This window comes from Nocardia concava NBRC 100430 (assembly GCF_000308815.1).
Classification (GTDB): domain Bacteria; phylum Actinomycetota; class Actinomycetes; order Mycobacteriales; family Mycobacteriaceae; genus Nocardia; species Nocardia concava.
This window is the reverse complement of the sequence record NZ_BAFX01000135.1, coordinates 57,160-69,001: the sequence shown is the minus strand read 5'-3', so window position 1 is coordinate 69,001 and position 11,842 is coordinate 57,160. Positions and strand designations below refer to the sequence as shown.

Annotated in this window: 14 protein-coding genes; 6 read left to right on the top strand and 8 right to left on the bottom strand. The window is 67.6% G+C overall.

The window, feature by feature from the left end; all coding sequences use genetic code 11:
• Positions 1 to 66 precede the first annotated feature (66 nt).
• Positions 67 to 906 carry a helix-turn-helix transcriptional regulator gene (locus ON43_RS31750; protein ID WP_040813419.1) on the top strand — a complete coding sequence of 280 codons (840 nt, stop codon included), beginning with the start codon at positions 67 to 69 and terminating at the stop codon, positions 904 to 906.
• 1 nt (position 907) lies between these two features.
• Here the strand turns inward: ON43_RS31750 and ON43_RS31745 are convergent, their stop codons facing one another.
• The 4 genes from ON43_RS31745 to ON43_RS31730 all read right to left on the bottom strand — a co-directional run bounded on the left by ON43_RS31745 (position 908) and on the right by ON43_RS31730 (position 3,543).
• The gene (locus tag ON43_RS31745; protein ID WP_040813417.1) at positions 908 to 1,897 is read right to left on the bottom strand and encodes a pirin family protein; all 990 of its coding nucleotides are present in this window, start codon (positions 1,895 to 1,897) and stop codon (positions 908 to 910) included.
• The gene (locus tag ON43_RS31740) at positions 1,894 to 2,208 is read right to left on the bottom strand and encodes a GNAT family N-acetyltransferase (protein WP_040813416.1); all 315 of its coding nucleotides are present in this window, start codon (positions 2,206 to 2,208) and stop codon (positions 1,894 to 1,896) included. The genes ON43_RS31745 and ON43_RS31740 overlap by 4 nt, the downstream gene beginning before the upstream one ends.
• A 3-nt stretch (positions 2,209 to 2,211) precedes the next feature.
• Positions 2,212 to 2,691 (bottom strand): carboxymuconolactone decarboxylase family protein, encoded by a 480-nt coding sequence (locus tag ON43_RS31735; protein ID WP_040813414.1) that lies wholly within the window; start codon positions 2,689 to 2,691, stop codon positions 2,212 to 2,214.
• A gap of 75 nt (positions 2,692 to 2,766) precedes the next feature.
• Positions 2,767 to 3,543, bottom strand: coding sequence for an alpha/beta fold hydrolase (locus tag ON43_RS31730; protein ID WP_040813413.1), 777 nt, complete (start codon positions 3,541 to 3,543; stop codon positions 2,767 to 2,769).
• A gap of 45 nt (positions 3,544 to 3,588) precedes the next feature.
• Between ON43_RS31730 and ON43_RS31725 the strand changes: the two genes are divergently transcribed.
• The gene (locus tag ON43_RS31725; RefSeq protein WP_245568837.1) at positions 3,589 to 3,990 is read left to right on the top strand and encodes a MerR family transcriptional regulator; all 402 of its coding nucleotides are present in this window, start codon (positions 3,589 to 3,591) and stop codon (positions 3,988 to 3,990) included.
• A gap of 57 nt (positions 3,991 to 4,047) precedes the next feature.
• Positions 4,048 to 4,671 (top strand): GTP cyclohydrolase II, encoded by a 624-nt coding sequence (locus ON43_RS31720; protein ID WP_040813411.1) that lies wholly within the window; start codon positions 4,048 to 4,050, stop codon positions 4,669 to 4,671.
• A gap of 32 nt (positions 4,672 to 4,703) precedes the next feature.
• Here ON43_RS31720 and ON43_RS31715 read toward each other — a convergent pair whose 3' ends face one another.
• Positions 4,704 to 5,171, bottom strand: coding sequence for a MerR family transcriptional regulator (locus ON43_RS31715; RefSeq protein WP_063712669.1), 468 nt, complete (start codon positions 5,169 to 5,171; stop codon positions 4,704 to 4,706).
• A gap of 125 nt (positions 5,172 to 5,296) precedes the next feature.
• Between ON43_RS31715 and ON43_RS31710 the strand changes: the two genes are divergently transcribed.
• Positions 5,297 to 5,500, top strand: coding sequence for a hypothetical protein (locus tag ON43_RS31710; RefSeq protein ID WP_040813409.1), 204 nt, complete (start codon positions 5,297 to 5,299; stop codon positions 5,498 to 5,500).
• A gap of 8 nt (positions 5,501 to 5,508) precedes the next feature.
• Here the strand turns inward: ON43_RS31710 and ON43_RS31705 are convergent, their stop codons facing one another.
• Positions 5,509 to 6,000 carry a SixA phosphatase family protein gene (locus tag ON43_RS31705; RefSeq protein WP_040813407.1) on the bottom strand — a complete coding sequence of 164 codons (492 nt, stop codon included), beginning with the start codon at positions 5,998 to 6,000 and terminating at the stop codon, positions 5,509 to 5,511.
• Between the two features lie 227 nt (positions 6,001 to 6,227).
• Here ON43_RS31705 and ON43_RS31700 point away from each other — a divergent pair, with 227 nt between their 5' ends.
• Positions 6,228 to 7,895, top strand: coding sequence for an FAD-dependent oxidoreductase (locus ON43_RS31700; protein ID WP_040813406.1), 1,668 nt, complete (start codon positions 6,228 to 6,230; stop codon positions 7,893 to 7,895).
• A 62-nt stretch (positions 7,896 to 7,957) separates the two neighbouring features.
• Here the strand turns inward: ON43_RS31700 and ON43_RS31695 are convergent, their stop codons facing one another.
• On the bottom strand, positions 7,958 to 8,728 hold the full coding sequence (locus ON43_RS31695) for a hypothetical protein (RefSeq protein WP_040813404.1): 771 nt from the start codon (positions 8,726 to 8,728) through the stop codon (positions 7,958 to 7,960).
• Between the two features lie 82 nt (positions 8,729 to 8,810).
• On the bottom strand, positions 8,811 to 9,584 hold the full coding sequence (locus ON43_RS31690) for an acyl-[acyl-carrier-protein] thioesterase (RefSeq protein ID WP_040813402.1): 774 nt from the start codon (positions 9,582 to 9,584) through the stop codon (positions 8,811 to 8,813).
• A gap of 297 nt (positions 9,585 to 9,881) precedes the next feature.
• Between ON43_RS31690 and ON43_RS31685 the strand changes: the two genes are divergently transcribed.
• On the top strand, positions 9,882 to 11,771 hold the full coding sequence (locus ON43_RS31685) for a serine/threonine-protein kinase (RefSeq protein ID WP_040813400.1): 1,890 nt from the start codon (positions 9,882 to 9,884) through the stop codon (positions 11,769 to 11,771).
• Positions 11,772 to 11,842 lie beyond the last annotated feature (71 nt).

The window sequence follows — 11,842 nt, the reverse complement described above, 5'->3', positions numbered from 1 at the left end:
TCGAACACCCATGCCTGGGATCGTTGGTACCTGGATAGCGGGGCGGGGACGGGGGAGAGTGGGGGCATGGATCGCACCGAGCTCGCGGACTTCCTGCGCCGCCGTCGTGAGCAGCTGCAACCCGGGACCGTCGGGTTGCCGCCGGGGGCGCGCAGACGTACTCCGGGGCTGCGTCGTGACGAGGTGGCGATGCTCGCGGGCATGTCGACCGATTACTACACGCGACTGGAGCAGGCGCGCGGGCCGCGGCCGTCGGTGCAGGTGCTGGCTTCGCTGGCGCGGGCACTGCGGTTGACCGATGGGGAGCGGGACCATCTGTATTACCTGGCCGGGCATCAGGCTCCGGCGCGCGGCGGGGACGGGCATGTGGGTCCGGCCATCCTGCACGTGCTCTCGAAGCTGGATGACACTCCGGCCGTGGTGATCTCGGATCTGGGCGAGGTGCTGGTGCAGAACCGCATGCACACCCTGCTGTCCGGGGACTACTCGCAGCAGCGCGGCCTGGACCGCTGCATTCCGTGGCTCTGGTTCACCCGACCGGATTCCCGGCGCATCTTCCCCGAGGCGGACTGGGAAGGGTTGAGCCACATGCATGTCGGCACGCTGCGGGCCACCGCCGCCCGTCGTGCCGGGGATGACGATGTGACCGAACTGGTGGCCCGGTTGCGGGCCGCGAGCCCGGAGTTCGAGGAACTGTGGAACGAGCACGAGGTGCGTTCCGAGCGCGAGCACAACAAGCGCATCATCCACCCGGAAGTCGGTGTGCTGGACCTGATCTGCGAACCGCTGCTCACGCCCAGCGCCACCCGTCACGTGCTGATCTACTACCCGGCGCCGAATACCGATACGCAAGAGAAATTGGATCTGTTGCGCGTCATCGGAACTCAGTCACTGAGCAGTCGTTGATTCATTCGTGCGGAACTCCGCACCGTCGTTTGCGCGGCTTCAAATGCAGGCCGGGCAACGGCGGCGCCGGGATCCGCTGTTCGGGCGTATGCCCGGCGATATCGGCGAAACGGCCGATATCGTGCTTCTCCCAATCGTTTCGGGCCTGCTCGATCTCTTCGTGACTGCGCGCCACGAAGTTCCACCACATGACCAGATCCTCACCGAACGGTTCGCCGCCGAGGAGCAGCAGATGCGCGCCGTCGGTGTCGTGCAATCGAATCGAGGACCGGTCGCTGCCCAGATAGAACAGGCTGCCGGGTTCGACCTTCGTGCCGTCGATTGCCAGCGCGCCCTCGATCACCAGAACCGCGTGCTCGAATTCGGGATTCAGCGGCAGTTCGGCATCGGTTCCGGCCCGGACCGACAGATCCGCGCCGACGATCGGGGTATAGGCGGTGGCCGCCGAGGTGACCCCGCCGAGCGACCCCATCAGCACGGTGCCCGAGACGGCATCCGCGATCGTGAATGTCGGCAGCTCGCGGTGCTGCTCGAAATGCGGTGCGATATCCCGGGATTCATTCGGGAGCGCCACCCACAACTGCAATCCGTGCCCCGAGACATGGCCCGGCACCCGGTATTCCGAATGCGCGATCCCGTGCCCGGAGGTCATGATGTTCAGCTGGCCGGGCTCGATCTCCACATCCGATCCCACGCTGTCGCGGTGCCGGATGCGCCCGTCCAGGGGCCAGGTGACCGTCTGCAATCCGATGTGCGGATGCGGGTCGATATCGTGCCCGGTCGGATTGGCGGCCGAGCCGGAGCCGAAATGGTCGAGGAAGCACCAGGCGCCGACGGTGGGCAGGTCACGCTGCGGGAGGGTCCGGAAGACCGTCACACCGCGCACGCCGCCCAGCGGCACCTCACGCGCGGGGAAGAATTCCGCGCGCGGCCCGGGCCGCCCGGAGGATTCGCACAGGGACGCTTCCGGTTTCGGCTCCAGGTCACTCATCGTTTGATGCCCTTCCCTACCACGTACTCGTCGTATTCCGGGTGCTTGTCCAGCCAGCTCTTGATGAACGGGCAGCGCGGCACGATGACGCGGCCGCGCGCGATCACATCCTTGATCGCTTCCTGGGCGAGCAGATTCGCCAGGCCCTTACCGCTGAATTCCTGATCCACCTCGGTGTGAATGAAGGTGGTGTCGTTGTCGTCCCGCTCGCGGTACTCGCTGAATCCGGCCAGCGAATTCCCGTACCACACCTCGTACCGGTGTTGCGCGTCGTTGCGAACGACAGTAGCCGCCACGGCCTGTTCGCTCATTGTTCAGTTCTCCTTCCGCACCCGCACCGGATGTTTGCTCATAATCGACACGCGATTGAACGCGCCGATAGTGGTGGCAGCCCAGATGAGAACAGACATCTGGTCATCCGACAAATGTTGCCGCGCAGCAGCATACTCACGCTGCATGCTCTCTTCATCCGGCAACGAAGTCACTGTTTCGGCGACCTGCAACGCGGCCCGCTCGATTTCGGTGAACAGGTAGGGGCTGCGCGCCCAGGCGGGCAGGACATCCAATTGCTGCTGGGTGATTCCGGCCTCGCGCGCGAAACGGGAGTGCAGGTCCAGGCAGAAGGGGCAGCCGGTCAATTGGGAGACGCGCACGTTCACCAGTTCCATGACGGCGCGGTCCAATCCGGCGGCCGTGGCGGCCTCGCGGATGGCGAGGGCGACGCTGTTGAGTGCGTGGAAGACCCCGGGCGTCTGCTTGTCGATCCACACCCGGTCGTGAGTTACGGACTGCATAGTGGCTGCATCGTAAGCCGAGAACGTGAACCATGCCTTCCGGTCTGAAAATTGGGTGTTCCGGCTGGGGGTCGTTCAGATGAACGATGTCGCGAAGAAGTCGACCACCTCCGCGTGCCAGGCGTCCGGCTGCTCGACCATCACCACATGCCCGCTGGCGATCTCGGTGTACTTCGCGCCGGGAATGCCCGCCGCCTGCTCCCGGGCATTGGCGGGATCGGCCAGCAGATCGTTGGTGAGTCCGATGACGAGCGTCGGCACCGCGATCCGGGCCAGCTCCGCGCGCACGTCGATCTTCTCGATCAGCGCCGCCTGCGCCGCCGTGCCGCCGGGGATATTGGCCGCGGTCTGCGCCAGGACCTCCGAAAGCTGCTCCGCCGGAATGGCGTTCACGAACTCCTTGCTGAACCCGGCCAACAGGACATAGCGCGCGAACGACTCGCGGTCCCCGGCGGCCAGGGCCCGCTGCCACAGGTCGACATTCATCAGACCCCGGTTGTCGAGCTTGGCGAAGCCGCCGGTGAGCACCAGCCCCCGCACCCGCTCGGGATGCCGGACGGCCGCGCGGATGGCGACCGTGGTGCCGAGCGAATACCCGACGATGCTGAAGGTCTCGGCGCCGTTCGCGACCGCCTCGGCCACCAGGGCGTCGGCCAGGCCGTCCAGGGTGAGCGGGGTGTCGTCGGCGGGGAAGTCGGAGCCGATCACCAGATGATCCCGGGCGAGCAGCGGAATCAGACCGCCGAAGTTGGCGTCGATGCCGCCGCCTCCGCCGTGCGCGAGCACGATGGCGGGTCCGGATCCGGCGACCTGAGTGGTCAAGGCGATGTCACTCGAGGAAATGTTCGTCATGCCGGCGACGTTAGGGATTCACATGGGTGTGAAGGTCAACGCGATGTGCGGGAGGTCACAGTGCTGATCGGTGAACTGTCCCGGGTCACCGGAGTGCCCCCGCGGCTGCTGCGCTACTACGAGGAGCAGGGACTGCTTGTCCCGCATCGCGATTCGAACGGCTACCGCAGCTACGGCGACTCCGCTCCCGAGCGCGTCACCCGCATCCGCGCCCTCCTCGATGCCGGACTGCCCACCCGGGACATTCGCGAATTGCTGCCCTGCGCCACCGATTCCGGCTTCCAGCACTGCGACCATTCGCGAAAGGTGGTGAGTGACGGCCTGGATCGCATCGACGACCAGATCGCCGAACTCACCCGCCGCCGCGAGCTGCTGGCCCGCCAGCGCGAGGCCGTCCTGGCCGAACCCTTCCGTCCCGGACCTCGCGGATCGTTCGCGCTGGAATAACCCCGCGATCGCCGGGGTTCAGCTCGAACGGAATGGTCTCTGGCTTCAGGAGCACGCATGAGCAGCACCTTCGTCGGCGCGAGCGTCCGCACCCGCGTGCGGATCCCGCTGAGCTTCGCCGACGGCTACTCGACCACCGCGGAGGCGGTCACCTTCGACGGCCTGTCCGACGGGCGTGAGCATCTCGCTCTGGTCCTGGGTGAGCCGGACCTCGGCGCGACGCCGCTGGTGCGGCTGCACTCGGAATGCCTCACGGGTGATGTCTTCGGCTCGGCCCGCTGCGACTGCGGACCCCAGCTGCGCGAGGCCGTGGAACGCATCGCCGACGCCGGCGGCGTGCTGCTCTACCTGCGTCAGGAGGGCCGCGACATCGGGCTCTACAACAAGCTCGACGCGTACGCCCTGCAGGATTCGGGCCTGGACACCTACCAGGCCAATACCGAACTCGGCTTCGACGAGGACGCGCGCGACTACACCGCCGCGGCCCAGATGCTGGCCGCGCTCGGCATCACCGAACTCGACCTGCTCACCAACAATCCCGACAAGGTGCGCCAGCTGACCGCGCTCGGCGTGAGCGTGCGCGACACCCTGCCGACCGGCGTCCACGCCAATCCCGACAACCTGCGCTACCTGCGCGCCAAGGCCGACCACACGGGGCACACCATCCGCCTGGTCGGCTGAAACCGTTCGCGCTCAGCTGAAACCGTTCGTGCTCAAACGGTTCGGCGGGCACTGCCGTTCGTCTTGACCGGCGGCGGATCGCATTTCGGGCCGCCCTCGTAGAGCTCGATCTTGTAGTCGAGGACCACGAGCGTGGACCGTAGTTCCTCGATCTGGGTGAGCACCTCTTCGCGGGTGCGGCGGAACATCTCCAGTCGCTGCGGATAGGTGTGCTCCCCGGCGCGCACCAACTCGGCGTATTTCACCATGTCCGCCACCGACATTCCGGTGCGCCGCAGTTTCCCGATGAACGCGAGCCAGTCCAGATCCCGGTCGCTGAACCGGCGTTGACCGGAGTGATCGCGGCCCACGTAGTCCATCAGCCCGATGCGCTCGTACCAGCGCAGGGTGTCGCGGGTGAGGCCGCAGCGTTCGGACACCTCGCCGATCGAATAGCGCGGCCGCTCGTGCTCGGCCATGTCCCGCGGTGCGGTTGCCCGCTGTACCGATGGTGCGCTCATCGTTTCGCCCCTCTCTTCCCCAACCATCGACGGTAGCGGGTTGGAGTGCACTCCAAGCAAGCCTACGGGGGTGCGAAGTTTCGATCAGCCGTGGCGCGGGGCGATTTCGGGCCTACGCTGGGGTCATGCCTGGAAAAGACATGGATCGGATCAGGGCGCGCTCGGCCCTGGAGACGGCCAAGGAGAACCCGGTGATCACCGCCATCGCGGCACTGCCCGTGCTGGCCGTGTTCGGTGTGGTGTGGGTGCTGACCAACTTCTGGCTGGCGCTGCTGTTCCTGCTGGTCGTCGGCGGCGTCGTGGTGTGGAAGGGCAAGCTACTCGGCTGAGCCGAGCTCTACCGCGGCACGTGGAAGCGCACCAGCTCGCCCGTGCCCGGGTCGGCGTCTGCCCACGGCCGGTCGAATTCGATGACCGCCAGCGCCGAGGTGGGGAATTTCGCGCTCAGCTCCGCGGCCGGTCCGGAATCGCGGTTGGCCGCCAATTCCCATGCGGTCCAGGGCATTCCGGGGGAGTGGCCGATGAGCAGCAGCGTCTCGACCGAGTCGTCGGTGAGCTGGACCAATTCGATGAGGGTGTGCGGGGACGCCTCGTAGATCGACTTCTCGTAGGACACCGGCGCGGTGATGCCGGTGGCCGCCAGCGTCTCCCGGGTCCGCGTGGAACTGGAACAGAGCACGGCGTCGATGCTCGGCTGGGTGGCCCGCAGCCAGTCCCCGGCCAGCCCCGCCTCGCGGCGTCCGCGCGGGGCCAATGGACGCTCGTGGTCGGGCACGCCCTCGGGGTAACCGGATTTGCCGTGTCGCATCAGGATGAGAGTCCGCACCATAGGTATTACGGTAGGTCTCCTCGAGTGCAGCCCCGAGACCGGACTCACAGCGGTACCGCCCGGTGCCGACGCGAGACAGTGCTCACACTCGAGGCACACTGAAGGTGGCGTCACATCGCCGTGCCGACACCCGATGGAATGCCGCCTATATTAGAACGTGTTCTACCGACCTCGCTCGAACCCCGAGCGGAGTAGCACCACGCGACAGTTTCGAGGATCTGCGAGATATGGCCTATGTGATCACGCAGCGTTGTTGCAACGACGCCAGCTGCGTACCCGAGTGTCCGGTCGATTGCATTCGTCCCACCCCTGAGCAACGCGAGTTCGCCACGACCGAGCAGCTCTACATCGACCCGGACACCTGCATCGACTGCGGCGCCTGCGTCGACGCCTGCCCGGTCGACGCGATCTTCTCCGAGGACGACCTGCTCGCCTCGCTGGCCCGGTTCAAGGACATCAATGCCGCGTACTTCGAGCGGCATCCGCTGGAGTCCAACTTCGAACCGCTGGTCGCGCCCACCCGCGCGCCCAAGGAACTGGGCACGCTGCGCGTCGCGGTCGTCGGCGCGGGCCCCGCGGCCTGCTACGCCGCCGAGGAACTGCTGCGCCGCGCCGACGTCGAGGTGGAGCTGTTCGACCGGCTGCCCACCCCGTACGGCCTGGTGCGCGCCGGTGTCGCGCCCGACCACCCGGGCACCAAGTCGGTGGCGGGCCTGTTCGAATCGGCCTTCCGGCGCGAGGCGCTGGCCTACCGGCTGAATGTCGAAGTCGGCAAGCACATCTCGCACGAGGAACTCCTCGCACACCACCACGCGGTCATCTACGCCGTGGGCGCGGCCACCGACCGCCGCCTCGGCGTGCCCGGCGAGGACCTGCCGGGCAGCCACTCCGCCACCGAGTTCGTGGCCTGGTACAACGGCCATCCGGACTTCGCCGACCGCGAGTTCGACCTGAGCGGCGAGCGCGCCGTCATCGTCGGCAACGGCAATGTGGCCCTCGACGTGGCCCGTGTGCTCACCGTGAACCCGGATGAGCTGGCCAAGACCGATATCGCCGACCACGCCCTGGATGCGCTGCGCCGCAGCAACATCAAGGAGGTGGTGGTGCTGGGCCGCCGCGGTCCGCTGCAGGCCGCCTACACCTCGTCGGAATTCCTGGCGCTGGGGCATCTGAAGGGCGTCGACATCATCGTCGATCCCGAGGACCTGGTGCTGGACTCGGCCTCGCAGGCGCAGCTGGACGATCCGGACATCGAGCCGTCGCTGAAGCTCAAGTACACCCTCGCCGAGGAATACGCGGCCGGTAAGCGCAACCCGGATCACAAGCGAATCGTGTTCCGCTACCTGGTCTCGCCCACCGCCATCACCGGCGAGGGCAAGGTCGAGGGCATCGAATACGTGCACAACGAGCTGGTCGAGGAGAACGGCCGCAGCGTGGCCCGCGCCTCCGACCGGACGGGCTCCCTGGAAGCGTCCCTGGTGCTGCGCTCGATCGGCTACAAGGGCGAGCCCGTCGCGGATGTGCCGTTCGACGAGTCCAACGGCGTCATCCCGAACGCGAAGGGCCGAGTCCTGGCCGACGGCAACCCGGTCCAGGGCGTGTACGTCTCGGGCTGGATCAAGCGCGGCCCGCGCGGCGTCATCGGCTCCAACCGGGTGGATTCGCAGGAGACCGTCGATCAGCTGATCGAGGACTTCACCGGCGGCAAACTGGCGGCCCCGCAGGGCAACCGGGCCGCTTTGGACGCGCTGCTGGCCGAGCGGCAGCCGGACCAGGTCGGGCGCGAGGGCTGGAAGGCCATCGACGCGGCCGAGAAGACGGCGGGCAAGGCCGGTGGGCGGCCGCGCGTGAAGTTCACGAAGATCGAGGACCTGCTCAAGGCAGCCAAGGGCTGAACACTCGAAACAATCGCGGCCCCATCCGAATCCGGATGGGGCCGCGATTGTATTTCCGGGCCCTACTGCGCGCCGAGGTTGATGAGCAGCCCGTCCTTGGCGCACATGGACGGGAAGGCCGGGTCCGGCTGGGCATTGCAGGACCAGCCGTTGATGGTCGCCACATCGCTGGTGCTGATCGTCTGCGCGTACTCCGATGCCACATTGATGGCCTCGGTGCACCCGACCGTCCCCGCCGAGGTGGCCACCGCGATCACGGTCCGGGTCCCGCCGCCCGCGTCGGTCACGGTGCCGCAGTTGACATTGCCCGCGGGCGTGGTGGTGGTCGGCGGGGGCGTGGTGGTCGGCGGTGCGGGCGGCTTCGGGGCGGCCCCGCCGCGCATTCCGATGATGAAGCCGTCCTTGAAGCAGATGTGCGGGACGGCGGTGTCGGGCTGGGCCTCACAGGTCCAGCCGTCGACCTGGACGGCCTCGCCGGAGCTGGTGCCCATGACGTAATGGGTTGCCACCGTGATGGCCTCGGTGCAGCCGGGAATGCCCGCCTGATTGGCGTAGGCGATCACATTCGCGCTCTGGCCATTGGCTCCGGTAATCGGTCCGCAATCGACATCGGAGGGTTGCACGGTGGTCGGCACCGGCGGCCGGGTCGGGTTGGGCGGCAGCGGTTTCGGACCGGTCGGCGAGGTCGTCGCGGTGGCGGGCGCGGTGGTGCTGCTCGCCGCGACCGTGGTCGAGGTGGTGTTCTTCGCGGAATCCTTGGAGTGGCCGCAGGCGGTGAGCCCGACCACCAGCGCCGGGGTGGCCGCGAGCAGAGCGAGGGAGGCGAATCGCATGGCTCAGTCTCGCAGGCAATCGGTCAGCAAATGCGTTGACCCGCTGAGGCTGTCGGGAAAGGGCCGACGCTGTCGGGAAATGTCAGCCCGGCAGCGGCCCGATCTTCACCGCCGTCGTCGTCACCCCGCCCACCACGAACCACAGCCGCAGCGAGGGATGCCCGGTCCGGTCACCCGGCTCGTAGCGGCTGCGCACGCTGATGTGCTGGCGCGCCAGCACCGGCGCGATGTACTCGATGACCGCGCGATGCGGTCCGGCCACCAGCTTCGGGTAGTCGATCAGGTACTGCTCCAGCGCCTGCCAGTAGGCCGCGTTGTTGACGTGGTTGTACTGGTCGATATCGGTGGCGCGCACCGGGAACGGCAGATCCACATCCGATTCCGGCGGCGTGGGATCGGTGAGCCAGGGCCGCCAGCGCAGCCGGTGCTCGTCGGTGGTGCGGGCGAGTTCGGCCAGGCCCTCGTCGCTGATGCGGGTCGGCATATTGGTGAACTCGTTGATATTGATCCAGAACCCCTCGGTCTCGATCAGACCGCCGGCCTCGCTGGTGACCCGCACCCGCATGTTCGTCCAGCGCGTGGACATGGCCGAACACCAGCGCCGCAACTCCACCCGATCGGGCCAGTGGATGGGCCGCACCACATCCACCACGGTGCGGCGCACGATCCACGCCGGATCGGTCCGGTGGAAGAACCCGGATTGCATTTCCTCCCAGGCGATGTCCTGGAGGTAGCGGGCGACCGAATCGAATCGCAGCCGGTGATAGGGATCCACATCGCCGGCCCGGACCGGCCACGCGGAAGCGAAGCCCATGCCCTCCTCGGGAAGCGGGGCGAGTGGCTCATCGAGTGACACTGGTGCTCCTCGCGCCGCACACCGGGTTGGCTTGGACCCAGCGTGCCGCATGTCTATCCATAAGCACCGGGTGAGGTGCTTGCTGACCGAAGTCTGTGACATGACTCTACGGGGCGCGCGGGACGCACTCGCGTCGAGTCACCTGTACTTCTGTTATGGGAACGCCGGTGTTTCTCTGAATCGCAGGTCGATCCGGCTCGCGGGGGAGCGACCGCGCACCCTCGGGGGTAATGACACTGCGCCCCACGGGCCGTAGCCTTTGCTGTTGTACATCCAGCAGCAGGGAGGACTACGCGGGTGGCCGCAGGGTCGAGGGCCGGATCGCGGTTCGGGCAGTACGAGTTGCGGCGGCTGCTCGGAGTCGGCGGCATGGGCGAGGTCTACGAGGCCTACGACACGGTTCGCGATCGAGTGGTCGCCGTGAAGCTGCTGGATGTCGAGCTGGCCCGGCAGCCCAGCTATGTCGAACGCTTCCGCCGCGAATCCCGTACCGCCGCCAAACTGCAGGAACCGCACGTCATTCCGGTGCACGACTGGGGTGAGGTGGACGGTGTCCTGTACATCGACATGCGCCTGGTCAAGGGCCGCGACCTCAAGGCCTACCTGCGCGAGGAGGGGCCGCTCACGGCCGAGCAGGCGGTCACCGTCGTGGAGCAGATCGCCTCCGCGCTGGACGCCGCCCACGAGAGCGGTCTGGTGCACCGCGACATCAAGCCCGCCAATATTCTGCTCACCGGCGAAATGTTCGCCTACCTGGTCGATTTCGGCATCGCGCACACCGAATCCGACGCGCAGCTCACCCAGACCGGCAGTGCCATAGGCTCCTTCGCCTATATGGCCCCGGAACGCTTCGAGCACAGCGCGTCGGTGTCGGCCGGTGCGGATATCTACGCGCTGGCATGCGTGCTCTACGAATCCCTCACGGGCCTGCCGCCATTCCTGGTCGAGGGCAACCTGGCCACCATTCGCGCGCACATGCTGACCCCGCCGCCGCGACCCAGCGTCCGCACCGGCGTGCCGGTCGGCTTCGACCAGGTGGTGGCCATCGGCATGGCCAAGGAACCGAGCCGCCGGTATGCGAGTGCCGGCCAGCTCGCGCGGGCCGCCCGGGCCGCACTGCAACGTGCCGCACAGGAACCCGCCCGCGCGATTCCGCCCGCGCCGCCGACGCTCCCCAGCCCGGCGGTGCCGCCGAACCACTCCGGGGCGCAGTATCTGGATCACCCGTCGGGACCGGCGCAGCCGTACGGCGGAAATCCGCCGGGGGGAACCAATCCGTCCGGTCCGGTCGACTACGGGCGCGGACCGCAGCCCGCCGGACCGATGAACCAGCCAGGGCCGCAACGTGTCTCAGGACCGGTCGATCACTCCGGGGCGCCCCGCGTCGCCGGATCGGCCGACTCCTCGATGCCGCACCAACCGTACGGGCAGCCGGATCCTTCGGGGCCGCAGCACATCCCCGGTCGGGCCGCGTACGACAGCGGTGAGCGGGTGACGGGGCAGCCAATCTACGCCGCGCCCGGCCGCAACGATCCGACGGTGATGCGGCAGCAGTACGTCGCCGGGCAGCCCAGCCGGACCGATCCGCGTGAACACCCGTCCGCGCCATTGCCTTTGCCGCCGAAGCCGCGTAGCAAGCTGCCGTTGCTGGTGGGCGCGCTCATCGGCGTGGTGCTGATCCTGGGCGGAGTGCTCGGCTGGGCGCTGCTGTCCAACAGTTCCGGCAGCAGCGGCAGCAAGAACAATTCCGGCAAGGACAACTCGCAGGGCGGCGCCAACGTCCCCGGCCCGACCACCACGTCGGTCTACCGCACCACCGGCGCGACGGCCCCGACGACGACTCTCGTGCCACTGTCCGGCTCCGTATCCGGCACGGACACACAGGGTTTCATCGGGCAGGGCGCGCGCTGCAATTCGGACGATCCGGCCATGGCCATCGGCCGCACCGACAAGTCCCGGCTGGTCGTGTGCCGCACCACCACCGGGCGTTTCTACTACGTGGGCCAGCGCATCAGCGACAATGCGGGTATCCAGCTCGACGACCCGGTCCCCGACGGCACCGGCGGCTACACCGTCACCAATCCGACGGACGGCACCAAATACCGCATCACCGCCTACAGCCTGGTCATCACCAAGGGTGGCGAGACCCTCGCGAACGAATCCATGATCGAATACGCCCACCGCTGAGCTCGATCCAACGAAAAACCTCGCGCCCGATGAATGATCATTGGCAGGGGCCCGGTGCATCCGCTACGTTC

Excerpts from the sequence above, each read along its gene's own strand:
- ON43_RS31750 (WP_040813419.1), top strand. The coding sequence starts at position 67 with ATGGATCGCACCGAGCTCGCGGACTTCCTGCGCCGCCGTCGTGAGCAG.
- ON43_RS31745 (WP_040813417.1), bottom strand. The coding sequence starts at position 1,897 with ATGAGTGACCTGGAGCCGAAACCGGAAGCGTCCCTGTGCGAATCCTCC.
- ON43_RS31740 (WP_040813416.1), bottom strand. The coding sequence starts at position 2,208 with ATGAGCGAACAGGCCGTGGCGGCTACTGTCGTTCGCAACGACGCGCAA.
- ON43_RS31735 (WP_040813414.1), bottom strand. The coding sequence starts at position 2,691 with ATGCAGTCCGTAACTCACGACCGGGTGTGGATCGACAAGCAGACGCCC.
- ON43_RS31730 (WP_040813413.1), bottom strand. The coding sequence starts at position 3,543 with ATGACGAACATTTCCTCGAGTGACATCGCCTTGACCACTCAGGTCGCC.
- ON43_RS31720 (WP_040813411.1), top strand. The coding sequence starts at position 4,048 with ATGAGCAGCACCTTCGTCGGCGCGAGCGTCCGCACCCGCGTGCGGATC.
- ON43_RS31715 (WP_063712669.1), bottom strand. The coding sequence starts at position 5,171 with ATGAGCGCACCATCGGTACAGCGGGCAACCGCACCGCGGGACATGGCC.
- ON43_RS31710 (WP_040813409.1), top strand. The coding sequence starts at position 5,297 with ATGCCTGGAAAAGACATGGATCGGATCAGGGCGCGCTCGGCCCTGGAG.
- ON43_RS31705 (WP_040813407.1), bottom strand. The coding sequence starts at position 6,000 with ATGGTGCGGACTCTCATCCTGATGCGACACGGCAAATCCGGTTACCCC.
- ON43_RS31700 (WP_040813406.1), top strand. The coding sequence starts at position 6,228 with ATGGCCTATGTGATCACGCAGCGTTGTTGCAACGACGCCAGCTGCGTA.
- ON43_RS31695 (WP_040813404.1), bottom strand. The coding sequence starts at position 8,728 with ATGCGATTCGCCTCCCTCGCTCTGCTCGCGGCCACCCCGGCGCTGGTG.